Origin of the sequence: Ravibacter arvi (assembly GCF_039540405.1) — a bacterium.
Lineage (GTDB): Bacteria > Bacteroidota > Bacteroidia > Cytophagales > Spirosomataceae > Ravibacter > Ravibacter arvi.
Map to the genome: position 1 here is coordinate 13,422 of NZ_BAABEY010000020.1, position 21,884 is coordinate 35,305.

Sequence of the window (21,884 nt, forward strand, 5' to 3'; positions counted from 1 at the left end):
AATGAAAAAGCGAGTGCCCACTTTCTTCCTCAATCTCGACCGTAAGGTGTACCGCCGGTTTATCCGGCTGGCGCTCACGCCGGTAGTCCTGCTGGGGGTACACGGGTTGTACTACCTGATCAATCCGGGGAACGTGTTGTGGTCGGCATGCACGATGCAGACGACCGGGCAATTCACGCTCGACCTGTTGGCGAGTTTCTTTTTCAGTTGGCTGATCATCGAATCGAGCATCGGTATTGCGGACGGGTTGGAAAAGTACTTGCCGTGGTCAAGCTCCCCCTTGCTGCGGTTTTTGATGCAGGTCATGCTGACGCTACTGGCCAGCGCGAGTATCCTGCTCGTTGAAAATCAGGTGTATACCTGGATTTATCCCGGCAAACTCACACCGAAGGAGGAGCTTGAAACCTGGCAGTTTTTTGTGATCAGTCTGCTCGTATCGCTGATGATCAGCACGGTACATACGGGCTATTTTTTACTGACCCGCTGGAAAAATACGCTTGAAGAAGCTGCCGAGCTGAAAGTGAGGGCGATGGAATTGAATGAAGTCGCATTACAAGCCGAGCTGCAGTCTCTCAAATTGCAGCTCAATCCGCATTTTTTGTTCAACAATTTCAGTGTTTTGTCGGAGCTGATTCTGGAAGATACCGCCAAGGCTTCGCGCTTTCTGGATAAACTCTCGAAAGTGTACCGCTACATGATCCAGAACCTGAAACAGGACCTGGTACCGCTGAAAGACGAACTCATATTTGTAAAGGCCTATCAATACCTTATCCAGATTCGCCATGGCGAGCAGGTTTATATTCAGTTTGAGATCGATAATGGACTATTATCCAAATGGATACCGCCGATTACCTTGCAGCTTTTGATCGAGAATGCGATCAAACACAACCGCGCAACCCGTACCGAGCCACTTACCATTTATATTTCGCAGGTAGAAAACCATTTACGGGTCTCGAACAATTTGCAGCCGCTGCCCAATCCACTGCCCTCCACGGGTTTAGGTTTGGGAAATATCAACAACCGCTACAAGATTCTCTCCTGCGAAATGCCGAAAGTTGGGGCCGATGAAACCCTTTTCTGGGTGGATTTGCCTGTTTTCGATTATCCTCAATATGATCCACAGGATGGGTGACGCTTTTTTCATATGAATATATTGTCGATACTGATCGTCGAAGACGAACAACCGAACTCGAACCGGCTGCAACGAATGATCCAGTCTGCCCGGCCGGATCACGAGGTGCTGGCTGTGTTAGGCACAGTGCGGGAAAGTGTGGACTGGCTGCTGAGTAATCCGGCGCCTGCGCTTATTTTTATGGATATCCGCCTCGCCGACGGCATTTGCTTCGACATTTTCCCGAGGGCGAAGGTGACCAGTCCCATCATTTTCACGACGGCTTATGATGAGTACTTAATGCAGGCTTTCAAGGTCAAAAGCATTGATTACCTGCTTAAACCGGTGGACAGTGAAGAGTTGGCGCAGGCGCTCGACAAGTTCGATCAGTTGTACCCGAGGCCCGTCGCACAACCTCCCATTCTTTATGAAGACATTCTCAGTTTTTATAAAAAACAGGCAAAATCTTACCGGCAACGCTTTTTGTTACCGTACCGGGACGGTTACGTAACGCTGCTGGTGCAGGATATCGAATATTTTTTTTCAGAATCAAAAATCACCTATGCCGCACTTAAAAACGGCGAGCAGACGATGGTGCCCTATACTTTGGAAGAACTGGAAGAAGAACTTTCACCTGAATACTTTTTCCGTGCGAACCGGCAGTATATCATCCATGTAAACGGCATTCAAAGTATTCATAACTTCTTTAACAGCAAGCTGAAAGTATGGGTCTGCAGACAGGCGCCGGTGGAAGTCATTATTAGTAAAGATAAAGCTCCAATTTTCAAACAATGGTTGAACCGATAGGTTAATCGCCTCTCGCGAAACGACACCGCGGGTGCGGGACCCGACTTTAATCTGTTATTCAGCCCTCAAGCTCTTCACCGGATTGGCTATCGCGGCGCGCATAGCCTGGAAGCTTACGGTAAGCAAACAGATCAGCGCGGCAAGCACCAGGGTAGCTATCAAAATCAACGGGCTTACGTTGGTGTGGTATTCGTATTTCATCAACCATTGCTTCATGAAGTACGCGCTCCCTGTTGCACCGATGAAAAAGGCTATACCCACCAGGCCTACAAATTCTTTGGAAAGGCCCAGCCAGATACTACCGATGCTGGCGCCCAGTACCTTGCGGATGCCTATTTCCTTTTCCCGCTGCTCGGCAGAAAAGGTAGCCAGGCCGAACAGGCCCAGGCAGGAAATCAGGACGGAAAGAACAGTAAATGCCAAGGCCAGGTTCCCCAGCATTTGCTCGGCGTGAAACTTCCCGGCAAAAATCTCATCTGTAAAACGGTAGTCAAACGGATAGCCCGGATTCATTTTTCCCAGAATTTGATCCAGTTTTGCAAGGCTCTCGGAAACCGGGAGGCCAGGGTTAAGCTTCAGCGTGATATTTTCGGCCCAGTCCTTCCTGAACCCGATGACAATTGGTTTTGAAAGATCAAAAGGGCTGTTGTAGCTAAAGTCTTTTACTACGCCTACTACATACCGGTTGGTCCCCTGCCATTTTATTGTCTGGCCCAGGGGCTGCTCCAGTCGCATCATCTTAACAGCCGCTTCGTTTAAAATAAGGGCAGCCGAGTCCGACGGATAGGCTTCAGAAAAATCACGGCCCTGTGTGAGGGTCAATCCCATCGTGGAGACAAAATGGTAATTAGTTGCCATCTGGCTGATCATGAGCTTTTCCTCTCCCGGCAGTTGGCCCGGCCAGGTAACTCCCCAGGTCGAACCGAACGACTCGTTGATACCGCTTGCGGAAAGGGTTCCGTCCACAATGGCGTTAGCGTTAATCGCTTCCCGGCGAAAAGCTTCGAAGTTCTGATACAGGTTACCCTCCGGAGAAAACTCGATGAGCCCCTTGTTTTCATATCCCAACGGACGGTTTTTTACATATTGTACCTGCCGGTAGATGACTATACTGGAAAGGATCAGGCATATTGCGAAAGAAAACTGGACAATTACCAATACCTGTCGCGGCCGTACCGACGCCCTTCCTGCGCCGGTTATGCTTCCCTTGAGCACTTTTACCGGCCGGAACGAAGAAAGAAAAAATGCCGGATAGCTGCCGGCTATAAAGCCGGTAAATACGATCACCCCTGTTGCGATAAGCCAGACCCAGGGATGGTCGTAAGGAATGGACAGCTCCAATTGCAGCAGGCTGTTAAAAGCCTTGAGCAAGACTATGGTCAGTAAAAGCGCAAATATGAACGAAATAGCAGCCATCAGCATGGATTCACCCAGGAATTGTGCGATCAATAAGTTTCGCGGTGCGCCGACGGTTTTACGGACTCCTACTTCCCTGGCACGCTTCATAGAACGTGCGGTACTCATATTCATGAAATTGATGCAGCCGATCAGCAAAATAGCGCCGGCCATGATCAGCATGAGCCGGACCATGCGGATACGCCCTCCTTCGGGAAGCCCGTTTTTGAACTCATCATACAAATGGGAGTCCGCAAAGGGGTAAATGAACAGCTTGTTGTTTTTGTTATCGTCGTACTTCAACAAGATCCCCCCGACTTCTTTGTTAAGCGCCGCTATGTCCGTATTTTCTCTTACCAGGAGATAGTTGGTATAGCTATAGTTGTACCAGCCCTGTCCTTTCACCGAAGGCTCCTGTGCGATTAACACTTCCAACGGGATAAAGGCCTCAAACCGGAGGGATGAATTGGCCGGCAGGTCTTCCATCACCGCCGCCACTTTCAGGAGGTACTTGTTATTATGCTTGAGGGTCCGGCCGATCACATTTTCATCGCCGAACAACCTTTCAGCGGCAGACCGGGTAATGACTACCGATGAGGCATCGGCCGGTATATACTGCGGGCTGCCCGGTAAAAACCGGAAGGTAAAGATCCCCGACAGTGAGGCGGAAGCTGCCATTGTCTCCAGTCTGACCTGCTTGTCGCCGACGCTGAACAGCGTTTTCCAGGGGCCGACACCAACAGCAGCTTCCTCCACGGCAGGAAAGTCTTTTTTCAGCACGCCGGCAACCTGGAAGGGACTGTATTTGCCCGTCGACCATTCATCGTTGTTCCGGAAGTTGGTGTATACCTTATAAATACGGCCGAGCTTCTCGTTCTGGTGATCGTAGCTGACCTCAAAATAAACGTACAGCAAGAGTACAAAGCAGGCCGCCATGGCCACACCAAGTCCTATGATATTGATCAGGCTGTAGAACCGGTTGCTTGCCAGGTTTCGCCAGGCGGTTTTGAAATAGTTTCTTATCATGGGCCGGTAAATATTAAAATGGGCATACAAGCGAATTGCTACCAGATAAATCAGTCAACGCTTGGCGCGCTCACACTCCGCTGGAGTATATTCAAAAAAATACTGTGCCATCGTAAAACATGCGATAATCGCAAAGAATTACGGTTATTGAGAAGGCTCCGGCTGTACGGAACCATACAGTTTTGTTCGGAACCGTACAGTTTTTTGGACTGGAAAGGGAAGGTTAGCAGGGCTTGGTGATATTGGTATTTATAAGAATATACCAATTACGGGCAGCCTCCGGTTTAAGGCTGATTCCTCATAGTTTATTATATTTACCCTAGAATATACACAGATGCTATGATTAAGATTTTTTTAGGGGCGATAATACTTTCCTTAGTTTTAAGTGCCTGCAACGACAATAAACAGAACTCAGCGGAGCAAGCTGACGGGCATTCGCGCGAAGAAATGCACAGCCATGTAGATCCGGATGGAATTGTTAAAAGCACTGCCCTGAGCAAGGAAGGCATCCCTTTGGAACTGACCTTCAATAATACCGAAAACACCGCTACGTTGCAGTTCGAGGGGGAAACCATAGAATTAGCTGGTCAAAGGGCGGCATCGGGTATCTGGTACAAAAATGACCACTATGAACTGCGCGGGAAGGGCGACGAGGTTGAGCTGACCAGGGACGGCAAGTCGCTGTTCAAGTCGGTTAAAGCCATCCGTTATGGTGAGCAAACCTTGGTTATTGCCGCTGCAACCCGGCCCTGTACCGCAGGTGTGCAGAAAAAAGATTGTATGCAGGTGAAATTCGATAAAGAAGGGGGCGAATGGGAATTGTTTTACGATACTATCGAAGGATTCAACTATGAGCCGGGCTATGAGTATGAACTTGTGGTAAAAAGCGAAAGGGTGGACAATCCTCCTGCCGATGCCCCGGGGATAAAGTATACCCTGGTAAAGGAAGTCTCCAGGCTAAAAAAATAACTGTTCGTCCGATCTTTCGGGCTAAAGTGGTAGTAAATACCCCCGGATAATCCTGACCAGGCGCCAAGTCTGGTAGCTAATTCAGAAAAATATTTCCCTAATGTCGTCTGCTGCGTCTGCCTGGTTATAGCCCGCTAGCGGTCCAGCCATTTTTTGAAAGCCGAAGCCTTCTCCCTGCTGATATCAATCTGACGGTTGGCGGGCTGACTAAGCGTAACGACCAGCTTAAAGTTATCGAGCGGCCTGACGGTCTTAATGGCTTCGGAGCTGATGATCCACTGACGGTTTGCCCTGTAGAACCGGCCAGGGTCCAGTAATTCCTCTATTTCATCCATGCTCTCGAAGCTGAGAATAAACCGCTCTCCCTTGAAAGTATGCAGATAATACAGGGTGTCTTTTTCAAACGCAGCCACAGCATCGGTATTGACCGGACGCCAGCCGTCGCGGGTATGTACAATGAATTTTTGTTTGTACCGGGTGTAGCCTGACCGACCTTCTCCCTGGAGGCTTTTCAGCAAATCCTTTACCACAGCCGGGTATTGCTGCCGGGTGTTTATAATGTCCCGGCATTTCCCGACAGCCTTTGCAAGCTCATCATTTTCAATCGGCTTCAGCAAATAATCTACGCCGTTGACTTTAAAAGCCCTGACGGCATATTCATCGTACGCGGTTGTAAACACAACCGGTGCGCCGAGGCTGAACTCCTCGAAAAGCTTGAAGCTGACTCCGTCTGAAAGCTGTACGTCCATCAGCCAAAGGTCGGGCTCGGCATTTTGCATCAGCCAGCGGCGCGCCACCTTCAGGCTCGGCAATGTCGCGGCTATTTCCAGGTCAGGCGCCACTTCCCTGACCTTTTGCTTCAGCTCATGTGCTATAAGCTCTTCGTCTTCTATGATTACTGCGCGCATTTTCATCGTTTTCATTCGTTACTTTCGTCTGTCGCTACTCCGCTGTTTCCCCTCCTATCAGGGGAACCTTCACCCGGTAGAAGCCCTCCCGGCTCCCGGCGGCAAGTGGTTGGTCCGACAGGTAGGCATACAGTGAATGCAGGTGCTGCAGCCCCTGCCGGTTGCTCGTCTCCACAAATTCTTTAGGCTGCAGGTTATTTTCTACTATTATGTAATTGTCCTTGGTAAAGATATTGACCACCAGCGGCGATTCTGCGTCGATAAGGTTGTGCTTGATCGCATTTTCCACCAGGTTCTGCAGCGTTACCGGCGCGATCTTGCGGTCGAGACAATCCGGCCGGATACGCATATTGACATAAAATCCCCGTGGGAAACGGGTCTGTTGAAGCTTTATATAAGTTTCAGTAAAACTGATTTCCTCACTCAGCAGCACGGTTTCTTTCTCTCGGTTTTTCAATATATACCGGTAAATGCGGCTTAAGCCGTCCAGGAAGTCGCCGGCCATTTCCGGCCGCCCCCGGATCAGGCTTCGCAGGGAGGTCAATGAATTAAACAGGAAATGCGGGTTGAGCTGTTGCTTCAGGTTCTCATACATCACCAGTGCCTTTTCCTTTTCCAGCATTTGGGACTTTCCGCGCAGCTCGAGCATCTGCTGCTGTTGTTGCAGCCTGTAGCGATAGACGCCGTACAGCAGCATGCCCGCCATCAATACAATCAGGGTCAAAAACCACGCCGTTTTGTAAAAAACGGTATCCACAGTTATCGCAAGGACATTTTCGGGCACATCCCAACCTGCCGGGTTGACGGTAGCTTTATAGCGGAACGTATAATTCCCCCCCGGAACCCTGGTATAATGCGCGCGGTACTGCTGCGTATAGGTCCATTCCTTATCGAATCCGTCCAGCTTGAATGCATACCAGACCTGCCCCGGATTTTCATAGTGAAGCGCCGTAAGCTCCAGTGTAAAGGTATTTTCATCCGGGCGAAACCTTAGTTGCTTCAATTCACTCGGCTCTCCTTTCACGGGATATTTTTCGTTCAAAACCCTTACTTCCGAGAGGTAGCAGCGCAGTGGGCTGTTATCTTCCCTGAACTTCAGCGGGTCAAACCTCACGTAACCGTTTACAGACGGGAAGATAAAATCACCATTTACAGCCCGATATCCTGAATGTTCATAAAAGGTGGCGGCGGGCAAGCCGTCCCTGACCCCGAACGTAGTAAACATGCTCCGGCTACTGTCGATCATCGTAATCCCACGGGTAGTCCCCACCCATATCCGGTCCAGGCTATCTATTCTCAAGGCGGCCGTGGTGTTGGCGGGAAGGCCGGTTTTTGCAGTAAAAGTCCTGTAATGATTCAGGTCAGGGCTAATACCCGTAATTCCCAAATCAGTGCTTACCCAGACCCATCCCAGCCTGTCTTCCCGGATCTCGATCACCTTGTTGCCTGAAATAACGGGTGTACTGTCGCCGGTCGTCCAAAGCCTCGTCCGGCCGGCCGAAGGATCGTACATGCCAAGCCCGCCGCCATTTGTCCCCAGCCAGTAACGTCCTTTTGAGTCTTCCATAAAATAACGGCCGCCCAGGCCCGAAAACACCTTAAGATGGCGATGCGCTGATATTCCGCCGCTGGAATCCGTGTCCGGGTCATACCAGTAGAACCCGTCTTTGTCCCGCCCGCAGAACCACAATCTCCCCTTCCTGTCTTCGCTGATACCGAAGTAGAATACGGTGGGCAGTACCTCGTTCCCGATAAATTCCATTTTGCGTTGCCCGGTGGAAAAACGATTGATCCCGCCTCCTGTCGCTATCCAGATATCGCCTTTCTTATCCCGGTGTATCCCCCTCACGGAATTATTCCACAGCGCTGCGGGTTGCCCCAGCCTGTTGTTCCACTCCGTATACGCACCAGTCTCCGGAGAATAGCTGCTGACCCCATCGAGCGTGGCAAACCACAAATTGCCGTTTCTGTCCTCTGTCAGGTCACGGGCCATCCGGCGGTGCCGGGTATCCAGATCCCGGCTGAAGGGCATAATGGTGGTAAAGAACGTCCTCGCCGGGTTAAAATAATTCATCCCCTGGTTGCCGCCCAGCCAGATCAGGCCATCCCGGTCGCGGAACATACAACGGTGCAAATCGCCTGAGGGGCTTCCTTTCAGCTCGGGTTTATGAACATGCTGCCTGAAGCTATCGGTTTCGGGCATGTATTCCAGCAAGCCGTCGATCGAAGTCGCCACCCATATTTTGCCGTGTATGTCGGTCTCGATAGCATTTACATTGTTGTTAATAATCTTTTCCGACGACGAAAAGAACCGGTCATAGCTAACGGCTTTCTGCCCGGCCTCTTTCTGATAGTCCCCGGTCAAAGGTATCTTCAGCAACTGTATCCTCCCATATGAGCCCAGCCAAAGGTTCCCCCGGCTGTCTACCGCTACCGAACTGGTGAGCACGCCTTTCAACTGCGGGATATCTATTTTTTCCAGTCTCTCCGTCACCGTATCAAACACGAATATCCCTTTCCAGGCGGAAAGGTAGAGCAGGTCGCCATGGCTTGCCATCGAAAACACCCTGGTACGAAACCACTCCTTCTGCTCCGGGTCTTTTGCTACATCGCGGTAATACTTTACCATTCCGGTGTTTACATCCATCACCCCCAACCCCTTATCCGTAGCCATATACAGCTTTCTCTTCCCGACGGGCAGCAGTTTATCGATCCTGGTCTCGCCCGCAGCGGCAACCCGCCGGAAAGAGGACGTTCCGTACCGGTATTCAACAAGGCCGGTTTCAAAGGCTATCCAGAGGCGGCCGCTGCTGTCGAGCGCCATACTCAGGGCGAGACTGCCGGGAATAGAGCTCGTATCGCCGGGCACGTGCGTAAACCACTCCATATTGCGGCCGTTGAACCGGCTTAGCCCGCCCAGTGACCCGAACCACATATACCCGTACTTATCCTGGCCGATCGCGTGCATATCGCCATCGTTCAACCCCTCCTCTACTGTGAGCTTATTAAAATGATAGATCTGGGCAGGCAGTATAGCTTGTGTTACGACAATAAACAGTATTGCTGAAAGGAAGATTTTCATGATGTGGAAATAGGGCGATGGGTATTATGTTTTCTTTTTCATGTGGGAATTCGGGCAATTTTCTGATTTTTCGTATAGTGCGTCCAGCAGCTTCTCCGGCTTCTTTGGCAGACTTCCTGAGCTTATGCACAATCAGTGCGGCTCTCAGCGCTTTTTGGCGTCTCTCACATTCGTACCAATCGAAGTGCCGGATCTTAATAACTGATGCGCAACCACCTGTTTTGACCCCTCTTCCAGGAGGGCACAATAGGCAATAAGCGGCAAAGAGAAATCAGTACTTAACTCAACAATCTCGTTCTTCCTTTCCAAAAAAGTATGCAACAAATCTCACAATAGTATGTAATGAACCACTAACCGGCACCGGTTATACCCGGCTCATCAGCAGCCCCACCCACCCGATATCACGCCGCCAAATATAATATTTTTTCTACGGGCAACTCCCCACAAAACCACCCCCATATCTATCCATTCCCACATTAACTTATCAACAAATCACCACATCCATTCCTCAACTCATCACTACATCCTCCCATCCCCCACACTTCCGCAGGAAAAATGCATGCTTCAATCAGGTAAATTAGGACAAACCCTGTACGTCAGAAGAACTTTACCAAAAATCCCAACTATCAAGCAAGCATTAAGATCCTTTATGAAAACGATCATTACCCTTTTTATTTGTCTCCTTTCCGCCGGCATAGCCGTGGCGCAAATGCCCAAGGCTATCAATTACCAGGCCGTGGCACGTAAGAATACCGGGGAGGCAATTGCCGGTCAGAGTATCAAGGTAAGACTCAGCGTTATCAATAGCGCGAGCGGCAATGCCGTTATTTATTCCGAAACCCGGCAAGTCACGACCAACGCGCTGGGACTTTTTAATGTACAGATCGGCAGCGCCGGAGCGCTTGCTACCACCGGCAGCTTCAACGCCATCAACTGGACCAACAATACGACCAGCGTCGAGTCGCTGAAGGTAGAACTGGACATCAACAACAATGGCACGTTTGTAGACATGGGCGCCCAGGGCCTGGTAACGGTACCTTACGCCTTCGCTGCCGACGAAGCGCTCAATGCCATTAACATAGGCGGGCACTATATCGACACCAATACGCCTAAATCAGGGGACCTGCTGAAATGGGACGGCAGCGCGTGGAAGGCGCAGCCGGCTGCACAGATTATGTACGTTGCAAGCCCCCTCTCCAACACGTCAGCCAGCAATTTGGGGTTTCAAGCCATTTATGAGTCACCCGAAATAACAGTATATCCCGGACAGACGGTTGTTGTTAATTTAATGGGAGTTTTAGGTGCTACCATTTCCAGTAACGGGGTAGGAATAGGCCCGGTCTATAGACGAATGTCCGACAACCTTGTCGTGTCATTTAGCCCCGCGGCTTATAATTCAGTCGCCTCCGTACAAGCCAGGCAGCTGTATACAGTAGCCGGTGCATTGAAAGTAGTCCCTCCGGGAGACCCGCTATTGGCATCAGGAACCTATGGCTACATCGCCGCCGGCAACTATAAGTTCGGCTACGGCGTGCGGAATGTAAGTCCCAACCCCTTAAACGACAACGAGAATGTAAACGGCTATATCGTGATCCAGTAATCCGTGGTTAGCAAAGACTGCCCCCGCACCATTAACCTATCATGAGGATGCCTTACAAATTATTTTTTCTGTGCTCCTGGCTGACCTTATGCGGTCACCTGTACGCGCAGCAGCTTTTTCCCCAAACGGTCAGCACGGCCGGGCAATCCTACAGCCAGGGCACCGTGCTGCTTGAAAGCAGCACTGGCGGCATTGCAGTCGCCTCGCCCGGGATAGGAAGTCTTCTGCTCTCGCAGGGGTTTCTCCAGCCCTTTGCGGGTATCGCCGGTTCGGTTTCGGAGGTCGGCGCACCGGTTTTAAGCAGCGCCGGGCCGGATAATGCCGGTACCACCTTTAGTACAGGCAATACCACGCTCGAATTTACTGTAGGCGAGGTCGCTTCCATTACGCGCTCCGGCGCGGGATATATGCTTACACCCGGTATCCTGCAGCCTTACCGCTTTGAGCCTCCCCTGCCGGTTACGCTCGTTGATTTCCAGGCCAAGCGCTCCGAAACCGATTTCACCCTCGTTACCTGGGCTACAGTCGAGGAGATTGATAACGACGGTTTCGTAGTCGAAAGACGGCTTTCCCATGAAGCGGATTTCACACCGGCCGGCTTCGTTGACGCAGCCGCGCCCGGCAGGTACAGCAAGGGTTTGCTCAAGTATACGTTCAGGGATTACAACCCGTTCAGTGGTATTTCATACTACCGGCTCAAACAAGTGGATATCGACGGGACGATTTCCTATTCCGTCATCCGGTCAGTAAATGGCGTTCGCAATGCTGGAGTGTCGCTAAAGGCCTGGCCGGTGCCGTCGGACGGGCATGTACAGGTGGAAATGTCGGGGGCGGAGCGGGATATGCTGCTCGTTTATGACCTGAATGGAAAGCTGATCAGGCAGCTTTCCATCTCCGGCAATCGTGCCCAACCGATCGATGGGCTACGGTCGGGAATATACCTGCTCCGGCTTGCGGAACAGAAAACAGGGACGAGGGTCATTGTGCGGTAGACGGGAATTATCTTACATCAAAGATGCATAGCATCGACCGATACGATGGCTCCGGGTTTTAACCCGATGGGTGTGTGTAAATCCCGAATAAATCCACGAGAGCTGTAGGCTCGGCACATATATGATTATGGATAATATATGCATCGAACCTACGGCTCTCTTTTTGAATCAATGACGATTATTTCCCGGTCGAAACCGGGTGCTACCATATCAATTGAGCCTACGGCTCTGTATGGCAGGATTGTTGTCGATTCTCCCTAAGTGCTACCATATCAATCGAGCCTACGGCTCTGTATCGCAGAAATTGTTGTCGATTCTCCCTAAGTGCTACCATATCAATCGAGCCTACGGCTCTGTATGGCAGAAATTTTTGTCGATTCTCCGTAAGCTACCCAACAAGGGGTGTCAGGCTTGCTTGATGGCGCATCATCCCTCCGAAAATCCCATATTCAATCATTGCACATCAAAGATGCGTAGCATCGGCCGATGCGATGGCCCCGGGTTTCAACCCGAGGGACTATGATCTTGTTTTAATTTGTTTTAAAAATTATTATACTTGTTCTGAAACAATTATTCATTCTATACAACTACTGTTCAATATGGCTAATACTTATTCTCAAATCTATCTGCATCTTGTATTTGCAGTGAAGTACCGTAGGGCGGCTATCCTGAAAAAATGGAGTCCTTCCTTGTACAGCGTGATCGGGAACCTGATCAATGAAACCGGATGTAAGACCTTCATTGTAAACGGTGTGGAGGATCACGTGCATTGCCTTGTTGGTCTGAAACCGGCTATTTCGGTGTCAGAATTAATGAAGTCGGTTAAAGCAAAATCATCTAAATTCATTAATGAAGAAAGGCTAACACCGACAAGGTTTGAATGGCAAACCGGATACGGAGCATTTTCTCTCCATCGGTCAAGAGTAAACCAGGTCTACCGATACATTCAAAATCAGGAGGAACATCACCGGAAAGTAGCGTTCAAGGAAGAATATACTAACATTTTAACTGATTTGGGAATAAAATTTGATCCGCAATACACTTTTCAGAATTTATCATGATGCGTCATTGCGCAATAGCCGGCCTGACCGCGAAATACCGGGCCGCCGTCTTCCAGTCGTGACCGTATACGTCGTTTCCGAAATCAAGCTTCCCATCCGCTCCGACCCATTCTGTAAAATAGCCAATCACGACGGGTAGCTGCTCTTCGTATTTTAGCCGAACCGTACGCTCCTTTCCTGCATGCATAGCGGCCACAATTTTTTCAGTGGTCCAGGTGGATAGCACGCCTGGCGGCCCGGTTCGTTGATCCCGGGTTCTACGCCTTAGTAGGTTAGAATCAGGTTTGATCATTCTTTTTATCAAAAGCTATGAGTGGTGAGATTTGGGATACAAGCCCTTCCTCACACCTCATCGCTCACACCTCACCCCTTTTTCCCAAATGAAACCAGCTTTAAAATCAATAGTAAATTGTTTGGTTCTGCTCTCCGCGATGCAGTCATTTGCTCAGCAACTCCCCGTCAGGCTCAAAGTAGGCACCTACAATGTCGGCCATTTTAACCAGGGCGAACTCGGCGGTTTCCAGGGCCGGCACTCGGAAGCCGAAGCCTTGAAATGGAAAGCCTGGGTAGGCGCCCAGGCACTCGACATTTTCGGTGTGCAGGAGTGGAACGAAGGATTTGACAAAGACAGCACCATGAATGCCGCAGAGCATATCCTGAAACCGTACTATGACCATGTATACCTGGGTGATCGCAGAACCTGGATTTACAATGGTATCGCTACCCATTACAAGCTTGCCAATATACGTATAAAATACTGGGCAGGAGACTATTATGCACTAATGGGCGACCTGAACCTGGGCGGCAAAACGATTACGGTCATTTCTACGCACATACCCTGGCAGCAAAAATGGCATGCCGACGCGCTTGACCTGTTTGTAGCCGAGCTCAAAAAGCACGAATACTTTATCTGCCTGGGCGATATGAATGCCAAAGACGAGGAACAATTGCGTTTTCGGAAAGAAGGCTTCAACATTGCCAACGGTGGCCACCAGGGATGGTTTGTTACCGCAGCTACGGGTAAAGTCATGAACAGGGCTGAAAACCTGCATATTGACAATATCCTGACCAGCCGCAACATTAAGATCATGAACGTTGCAGCACCCTATACCGGGCTGAATGACCAGGACCACCTACCGGTCACGGCGGACCTCATTATCACAGACTGAAAAGACAGGCTATTAAAAGAGCTAAAAGCCCTTACCGTTCTTCGACAAAGGCTTTTATGCATGATCAGTAACCCGACGGGCTATCTTTACGAAGATATTAAATGTTTATGCCCTAATTTTAGCGGCGTTTTGAAAACCTCCACGCTACATAATAATAAGAAGGGTCCGTCCGGGGACTACCCGCCTGAGAGTTACCCTTTTGGTGACTACCTATCCGGAACTTCATTTTCATTTGCCGTCGCTAAACGGCACTACGCGTTGTGCGGGCTGCTTCTGCTGATCTTTATCTGTCATTCCGTCTGCGGTCAGAATTCTAAAATCGATTCGTTGATTGAAATTTATGCAGCCGGAGATGCCGGGTGTATCCGGCGCGAAGCGCAATTGCTGTCTTCTGTCCGGCTGTCGGGAGGATTTCTTTTTGATACGCTCATGCCTAGAGTCGCCGCCAAACAGAAAAAAAAGAAAAACCCTTACCTGCAGATCCGTCTGCTGAGGCTTCAGGCCAACGCGGCCTCCTATAAAAATATTGATTTTGAACGGGGCATCGCCCCCGTCTCGCTCGAGCTGACCAAAGAAGCGATCCGGTTATGCATGCTGGAAAAAAATGATCTGCTGCTGGCGGATACCTATTTCGACATGGCGGAGCTGTATAATTTTTACGGTCAAAACGAAGAATACCTGACCATGCTCGCCCGGGCATTCGAAATTGCGGACAAGATCGGGATCGGCCTGTTCCCCGAAAACCTGTTGTATCACAAACTCGGAGGCATGAGCAAGGCCGCCTATGGGACGCAAGCCTACCGGGAATGTGTGTCTTACGGACGCAAAGCGCTCGGTTTCAGAAAAAACATCACACTTTCCGAAGCTTCACCGGATGTCTTTTTGTTCGACCTCATAGGCGCCAGTTATAAAAAAATGGGCCGGACTGACAGCTCGGTTTACTTTTATAGCCAGCTCCTCCAGACTTTGGAGCATCTTCCCTCCCAACCTTCTTTCCGGAAGTTCTGGACCGCCATAGCCCGGGGAAACATCGGAGAAAATTTCATAATGAAGGGGGATATGAATGCCGGTGAGCCCCTGTTACGGGAATGGCTGGCGGCGGCAATTGAAAACCGGGACCAGTGGAATGTCTGCCTGTCCCGGAATGCGCTCGCCCAGGGGTATTATTTACAACGCAACTACCGCGAGGCCGCCCGGCTCTGGAAGGAAGTGTATATGTGGAGTACGGCAAACAAGATGTACGAATACGCCGGTAGAGCCGCCACGGGGCTCGCATCGGTATTCAGGGAAGAAGAGCGGGCCGACAGCGCCTATTTTTACTATGCGCAGGCCTATGCTTTCCGCGACAGCGTGACGGCCTATATCAACCGATCCGGGCTGCGGGCCACCCGCGCAAAGGTGAGGCTCGATCACCTGCAGCTTTCCCTGGAAAGCACCACGTTACTGCTGAAAAAGGAAAAAGAAAACAAAAGATTGATACTGCTCGGGATTGCGCTGCTGGCTGTCATCGCGGCGCTTGGGTACAGCCGCCAGCAGCTCAAAATCAAAAACCGGCTTGAATGGACCATCCAGAAAAAAAAGGAAGCTGAAACAGAGGTAACCGAAGCCCGGAGACAGATTAAGGAGTTCGTGGGTAACCTCCGCGAAAAAAACGAACTGATTGAATCGCTCCGCAAAAAAGTACAGGAAGACGAGGCCTTCCATACCAGGCAGGATATCTTTGAAAGCCTGGATTCCTATACGCTGGTAAGCGACGAGGAATGGATTAAATTCAGGGGCGATTTCTCGCGGGCCTACCCGCTTTTCCTCACAGAACTCGCCGCCAGGCTTCCGCAGTTGACACCCGCTGAAGAACGGTTGTCTATCCTTATTTTCCTTGGGCTTACCGGACCCCAGATCGCCGCCACGCTGGGTATCGGGCGGAAAAGCGTCACCCGTGCGCGGCATCGGCTGGCCAGGCGGCTCGACCTTCCCGACGCTGCAAGCCTCGATCCTTACATGGCCACGCTCCTGAAACTATAGGCTTACGCTTTCCGGATCTGCATTGGGGTCGGCGAGGCAATTTTCACTACCTGTTCGTTCTATACCGTATCAGGATATACGAAGGCTGGGCAAAAGGCATTAAAGATTCCCGGTGGATTACAAACCCATTGCTCTTAAAAAACGGGACCAACGGATCATCCTGGTGTACCTCTAACCAGATTGCATCCAGATTCGTACTTATAGAAAGGCACTTTTCCCATAAAGACCGTCGCGATTCTTCCGTATCGTGTTCCGGAAGAATGTAGAAAAGAGCAAAGGTCCGAATTCGCCGTCCTTCAAGCACTTCCGGAAAAACATTGCTCTGTTTGATCAGAGCCACGCCTACCGGTTTTTTGAGGTAGTCCGTATCCGGTCCGTCTTTGTCGCGAACCGGGATTTCAACCGCTTTTAACCGGAGGTTGGCAATCACTTCAAGGATAGAAAATACGCAAGGGCTTTCCACAGCTATTACGTCACCAGGAGCCGTTACGCTTGCCAATGCGATAAACAACGCCTGTAAAGCGCCATCGGTAATCAGCAATTCTTCCGGCTGAATCAACGCGCCGTGGACGGCAGACCGCCGGCATAGCAAACCCCTCAATTCTTCAGAACCGTTCGCGGGATAGTACCGAAGTAGCGCTGCTCCTTTTTCGCGGATTACTCCCTGCATGGTTCTCAAAAGCAACTTCTGCGGGACCAGGAAGTCGGACGGCGCCGCTTCATTCAGCGCCGCATAGTCAAAATGCAACCGCCTGTCCGAAGTAGCGGTCACTTTGCCCTCAAAATCCGGGTCGCGCTGAACGGGTGGCCTGGCAAGCGTTTCTTCAGGCGCTTGTCCGCTCCGGGCAGCCACAGTATACCCGGAACGGGGATTGCTATTGACAAGGCCTCTGAAAACGAGATCATCATACCCGCGTTGTACCGAACTGGTGCTCAGGTGATATTCCCGTTTTATGCTTCTTACCGAGGGCAATTTGTCTCCGGCTATGAGAATACCTTGTATTTATAGTCTTTCATTCTTTCAACGGTGGACAGGAACAGCAAATTTTTTGATAAAAATAGCGCCATCAGGCAAGATTCCCTAGTTTTACCGGAGCTTAACACGTTATGAGAGTATCGTTCATCTTTTTTTGCTGCATTTTTATACTATACGATTATGGCTTTGCACAAGGTGATGAAACAGGGAATCTTGTAAAAGCCTGGTCCGAAACCGGCAGGACGCAGACCCAGAAAGCAGAGACCACCTACCAGCCGCTGCGAACAGCCTACGACGCCGCAAAATTCCGCGATGTCTCGCAAAAACTGGACACCTACCTGGAAAAGCACCCGGATGACCGGCTCATGGCCCGAGTATACATGTTCCAGGTTATTGGCAAGCACCTTCTACATATCCCGTTGCTGCAACAGGATACGCTGAAGATTACCAAGGCGATCAAAAAGGCCCGCTACCTGGAAGACGAACAACTGCTGGCCGAAATCTACGCACTTGCCGCCGACATCAATTTTGAAGGCGGCTACCTGCTTTACAATCTGAAGGCGTTGGAGCTGCAGGAAAAGATAGGATTTGAATACTTTCCTTATGTGCACAACCGGTTTTTGGGCATCAGTATCGCGTTGTACCGGGCCCACGACTACCAGGAAAGTATTGCCTACGGTAAAAAATGCCTGCAATTTAAAAACACAGATGCCATTGACTGGGATCCCATGACCTACGTCTTTGAGTTGGATATGATGGGCGCCTCCTACATGGCATTGAAAGATTACGACGAGGCGATCCATTGTTACCGGCAGATTGCGGATACGATCGTTACAACCACCTACGCGCACAGGCCGCAGGAGCTCTGGAAAGCCATCGCCGAAGGGAATATTGGCCGCTGCCTTTTTTACAAGGGAGATAACGGCCAGGCTACGCCGCTGGTAGATGCCCACCTGGCCGCCGCCAACAAGTACCGGCAATGGAACAACGTGGCCATTGCCGAAAATGCCAGGGGACAGATTTTACTGTCGCAGCGGAAACTGCCGCCCGCCATTACCGCTTTCAGGTCGGCTTTTGCCGCGGCGCTGAAGAGCGGCAAACTGGAAGACAGGCTGGAACAGAAGGTGAAAGCTACGGACGGACTCTTATCGGCTTATGGACAATTGGGTAACCCCGACAGTATTTTGCTGTATAAAAACCGGTACAGCCAGTTTTTGCTGGAACATGAAAAGGTAGTCAGCAACAGCAAACTGTCTGCCATGCGCGCCCAGATGCTGTTTGACGAGACCCGCCGCAACCTTGAAAATGCGCATGCCGGTATGGATCGGCTAAAACTGACTCGAAACATTATCTTAATCGCGGTACTTGTCGTTGCCTGCTTTGCCTGGCTGCTGTACAGCCGGAAATCGCTTCAGACAAAGTTAACCATTCAGCAAATGGCGCTGGAAAATGCACAGACGAAGGCCGAAACAGCGCTCGCTAAAAACAATCTGCAGCAGTTTGTTCACCAGATAGCGGAAAAAGACCGCCTGATCTCGAACCTTCGCCAGTCGCTGAATAAAACCATTATCAAAAACACGCTTAACGACGAGCAGCTAAGTCGTAAATTGCTGGAATACGTTCTGATAAAAGACCAGGAATGGGAAAAGTTCAAGGAAGATTTCAACAAGGTGCACCCGCTTTTCTTTCCGCGTATCCGGGCCGTGCAGCCTCAGCTGTCCGCCGCCGAAGAGCGACTGGCCAGTCTTATATTTCTCCAGATGAACAACAACGAAATGGCCACCACGCTGGGCATTAGCCTGGAAAGTGTAGCCAGGAGTAAGAGACGGCTGAAGCAAAAACTGTCGCTGGCCGGTGATCAGAGCTTGGAAGAGTACATCCTTACATTGCTCTGATGCACGCCTCCCGTTTCTACTGACCCGGATGCCCCGAAGCATGCGCTGTCCGCTTTTTGTCCGCCCGAAAAAAGCCTTTTTCAGCTTGCACACGGTATTTCTGCATTTTCGCCCCCCCACTTTTCCTTTTTTTGTCCGCCCCTGGACAAAGGCTAAAAGACACGTGTTCCAGAAATTTGCGCAATGGAACAGCGCGGAAATCAACCACAGATCAATTGGCCTGTCATTATCACAGTTTTTGCCGCGCTGCTCATGATTCTGACCTGGATCTATTTTGACCAGCGTATTGAAAACCTGCAAAATCAATGAAAATAAAAGGACCACACCACCCGCATCTTAATCGTCACACATCGGTTAATCCCATAAAAAGTACACCCCTTACCTCCCTGAAAAGATTGCTGTTTGCCATTTCGGTACTGCTCACTGCACCGGAGGCACAGGCACAAATGCCTGACGCCTCCGGTGTATTACATGTTCGGAAGGGTGCGGCCGGTAACGGCAGTTCCTGGTCCAACGCGCTGGGCGAGCTGGCCGATGCGCTTAGATTTGCCAAGCACAACAATGCGTTGCCCGGCCCTCTTGCCGTCACCCAAATCTGGGTAATGGCAGGCACTTACAAGCCTTTATACAGCCCGGCCGACAATAACTTCGGCAATCCCGGCGGCCGGGACAATGCCTTTTTGCTGGTACCTGACGTAAAAATTTACGGCGGATTCCCCGCCACGGGAAACCCCGGTATGAACGACCGCGATCCCGCCGCAAATGTTTCCATTCTGTCGGGCGATTTTAATGACGACGACCAGGTAACAGGTTCAGGAGACAACCTGGCCATTGCCGGCAATGCCGAAAATGCCTTTCATGTTCTCCTGGCTGTTGGGAACACAGGTTCCGCCGAACTCGATGGCTTTACCGTTAAGGGTGGTTACGGAGACGACGTCAACAACCTTATGGTTAATGGCGAGAACGTGGCCAAAAACCGCGGTGGCGGCATGCACTGCGTTGACGCATCGCCGATACTAACCCATCTCATTTTCGAGCACAACGCCGCCACCCTCAATGGCGGGGCCATGTACAACTACGCATCCTCGCCTGCCGTGTCCAATACCAGCTTTATCCGTAACAAAGCCAACAACAATGGCGGGGCCATGTTTAATCTCAGCGGTTCGTCGCCCGGGATTACCAACAGCACTTTTTCGTACAACCGCGCTGTTTATGACGGCGCAGCGCTGTTCACCTCTGTATCTTCACCGGTTATTGGCAACAGCCATTTTATTTTTAACAGTGCCGGCTCCGGTGGGGCAGCCCTGTACAACAACAATGCTTCACCTGCGGTCAGCAACACGGTCTTTTCCGGCAATACCGCCAACAACGGCGGCGCGGTGTACAACAACAACAATTCGGCGCCTTCTTTCCGGAACAGCACCTTTACCGGTAACAAGGCCAATAATACGGGCGCGGTCATGCACAACACGCTCTCCTCGCCGAGTATCATCAACAGCCTGATTGCCGATAATACAGCAAATTCAGGAGCCGGAACAGCCATCTACCACGCGAGCGGTGACGATGCATTGGTGCTCAACAGCACGCTTTATGGCAACAAGAATAATATGCCGGGCCTTATTACCCCGTCCGGCCTGTATATCCTCGGCGGTAGTATAAATGTGTACAATTCCATTCTCTGGAGGAATAGCAGCGGGATCCAATATGCAGGACCGGGTCGCGTTAACCCGGAATATAGTCTTATAGAAACCAATAGCACGACCACGAACGGCAACATTGATGCCAGGGGCATCACCACGGCGCAGATCTTTGCCGATGCGCCCGCGGGGGATTTTACTTTGAAAACGGGGAGCCCGGCTATTGGTAAAGGCAGCAATGCCCTGTATGGCAATACCCTGGCCACCGATGCCGACCTGGGTGGGGATCCGCGCCTTATGTATGCGGTCATTGATGTAGGCCCCTACGAAGACCGGCCTTTTCCGGCACCCGTTGCAGACGTCAGCGACGGAAACCAGGCCGGAGAGAACGTTACCGTCAATATTCTCGGAAACGACAAGCTTGCCGACGGCAGCCCGGCTACCACAACCAATTCCACCGTTGCCCTCACCACGGTTGGCCTCCCCGAAGGCAGCACCCTGGCCGGTAATACCGTTACGGTACCGGACCAGGGTACCTGGACCTACAGTCCGGGTACGGGCAACCTCACTTTCTCCGCGGAAGCAGGTTTCACGAGCGACCCTACACCGCTGACCTATACACTCACCGACCATGTCACCGGCCGGTCGAAAGATGCGGCGGTAAATGTGGTCTATAACCCGATGCCGGTAAAGCTCGTACGGTTTACCGCCCGACCGTCGGAAGGCGTGATTCTGCTTGACTGGGTAACCTCCGAAGAGGTAAACTTTGAACGGTTCGAAATACTGCGAAGCAAAAACGGCCGCAATTTCAAGGACATAGGTGCGGTTACCGGTACGGGGACCGCAAGTACCTACGGCTTCACCGACACCGGCGCTGAAAACGGCAATAACTACTACCGCCTCCGCATGACCGACCGGGACGGAAGTTATGAATACAGCGGTATTGTCAGGGGCGTTGTATCCGGGAAGAAACCGGCCATCACCGTATATCCCAACCCAGCCGCAGACTTTGTGACGGTTACCGGTCTCAAAGGCAACGAATTGATTTCCGTCATCAACACACTGGGAATCGAGCTCATAAAAGTCAAAGCCAATTCGCAGCAGTACCAGGTCCACCTGGGCGGGCTGCCGGCAGGTGTTTATACCATCTGCATCCTTCACCCCTCGGGTGCATCGGCCGATACGCGCAACGTCGTTAAAGAATAGATATAGCAGTCCCGGCCGGGGCGTTAGC

15 protein-coding genes are annotated in these 21,884 nt (G+C 51.0%); 10 read left to right on the top strand and 5 right to left on the bottom strand.

Features of this window, described 5'->3' with window-relative positions; all coding sequences use genetic code 11:
• The first annotated feature begins 1 nt into the window (after window position 1).
• On the top strand, window positions 2-1,132 hold the full coding sequence (locus tag ABD852_RS10150) for a sensor histidine kinase (RefSeq protein WP_345028375.1): 1,131 nt from the start codon (window positions 2-4) through the stop codon (window positions 1,130-1,132).
• Window positions 1,133-1,144: 12 nt separating this feature from the next.
• Window positions 1,145-1,918 carry a LytR/AlgR family response regulator transcription factor gene (locus ABD852_RS10155; RefSeq protein ID WP_345028376.1) on the top strand — a complete coding sequence of 258 codons (774 nt, stop codon included), beginning with the start codon at window positions 1,145-1,147 and terminating at the stop codon, window positions 1,916-1,918.
• Between the two features lie 54 nt (window positions 1,919-1,972).
• On the opposite strand, the gene ABD852_RS10160 is transcribed toward ABD852_RS10155, so the two are convergent.
• The gene (locus ABD852_RS10160) at window positions 1,973-4,339 is read right to left on the bottom strand and encodes an ABC transporter permease (RefSeq protein WP_345028377.1); all 2,367 of its coding nucleotides are present in this window, start codon (window positions 4,337-4,339) and stop codon (window positions 1,973-1,975) included.
• Between the two features lie 339 nt (window positions 4,340-4,678).
• Here ABD852_RS10160 and ABD852_RS10165 point away from each other — a divergent pair, with 339 nt between their 5' ends.
• Complete coding sequence (locus tag ABD852_RS10165; protein ID WP_345028378.1) at window positions 4,679-5,308, top strand: DUF4377 domain-containing protein; 630 nt, start codon at window positions 4,679-4,681, stop codon at window positions 5,306-5,308.
• Window positions 5,309-5,442: 134 nt separating this feature from the next.
• On the opposite strand, the gene ABD852_RS10170 is transcribed toward ABD852_RS10165, so the two are convergent.
• Entirely contained in the window at window positions 5,443-6,231 is a 789-nt protein-coding gene (locus ABD852_RS10170; protein WP_345028379.1) for a LytR/AlgR family response regulator transcription factor, read from the bottom strand.
• Between the two features lie 19 nt (window positions 6,232-6,250).
• A complete protein-coding gene (locus ABD852_RS10175; RefSeq protein WP_345028380.1) occupies window positions 6,251-9,298 on the bottom strand; it encodes a two-component regulator propeller domain-containing protein in 3,048 nt (1,015 codons plus the stop codon).
• 649 nt (window positions 9,299-9,947) lie between these two features.
• On the opposite strand from ABD852_RS10175, the gene ABD852_RS10180 reads away from it, so the two are divergent.
• From ABD852_RS10180 to tnpA, 3 genes are all read left to right on the top strand, one after another.
• Entirely contained in the window at window positions 9,948-10,898 is a 951-nt protein-coding gene (locus tag ABD852_RS10180; RefSeq protein WP_345028382.1) for a hypothetical protein, read from the top strand.
• 47 nt (window positions 10,899-10,945) lie between these two features.
• Complete coding sequence (locus ABD852_RS10185; RefSeq protein ID WP_345028383.1) at window positions 10,946-11,890, top strand: T9SS type A sorting domain-containing protein; 945 nt, start codon at window positions 10,946-10,948, stop codon at window positions 11,888-11,890.
• Between the two features lie 599 nt (window positions 11,891-12,489).
• Entirely contained in the window at window positions 12,490-12,951 is a 462-nt protein-coding gene (tnpA, locus tag ABD852_RS10190) for an IS200/IS605 family transposase (protein ID WP_345028384.1), read from the top strand.
• Window positions 12,952-12,955: 4 nt separating this feature from the next.
• Here the strand turns inward: tnpA and ABD852_RS10195 are convergent, their stop codons facing one another.
• Window positions 12,956-13,243, bottom strand: a complete 288-nt coding sequence (locus tag ABD852_RS10195; protein ID WP_345028385.1) for a hypothetical protein — start codon at window positions 13,241-13,243, stop codon at window positions 12,956-12,958.
• A 139-nt stretch (window positions 13,244-13,382) separates the two neighbouring features.
• Here ABD852_RS10195 and ABD852_RS10200 point away from each other — a divergent pair, with 139 nt between their 5' ends.
• Both ABD852_RS10200 and ABD852_RS10205 read left to right on the top strand, forming a co-directional pair.
• Window positions 13,383-14,120, top strand: a complete 738-nt coding sequence (locus ABD852_RS10200) for an endonuclease/exonuclease/phosphatase family protein (RefSeq protein ID WP_345028386.1) — start codon at window positions 13,383-13,385, stop codon at window positions 14,118-14,120.
• A 327-nt stretch (window positions 14,121-14,447) separates the two neighbouring features.
• Entirely contained in the window at window positions 14,448-16,142 is a 1,695-nt protein-coding gene (locus ABD852_RS10205; RefSeq protein ID WP_345028387.1) for a helix-turn-helix transcriptional regulator, read from the top strand.
• Between the two features lie 46 nt (window positions 16,143-16,188).
• Here the strand turns inward: ABD852_RS10205 and ABD852_RS10210 are convergent, their stop codons facing one another.
• Entirely contained in the window at window positions 16,189-17,145 is a 957-nt protein-coding gene (locus ABD852_RS10210) for a GntR family transcriptional regulator (protein ID WP_345028741.1), read from the bottom strand.
• 104 nt (window positions 17,146-17,249) lie between these two features.
• On the opposite strand from ABD852_RS10210, the gene ABD852_RS10215 reads away from it, so the two are divergent.
• Both ABD852_RS10215 and ABD852_RS10220 read left to right on the top strand, forming a co-directional pair.
• Window positions 17,250-19,013, top strand: coding sequence for a hypothetical protein (locus ABD852_RS10215; protein WP_345028388.1), 1,764 nt, complete (start codon window positions 17,250-17,252; stop codon window positions 19,011-19,013).
• Between the two features lie 305 nt (window positions 19,014-19,318).
• On the top strand, window positions 19,319-21,856 hold the full coding sequence (locus tag ABD852_RS10220; protein WP_345028389.1) for a T9SS type A sorting domain-containing protein: 2,538 nt from the start codon (window positions 19,319-19,321) through the stop codon (window positions 21,854-21,856).
• Window positions 21,857-21,884 lie beyond the last annotated feature (28 nt).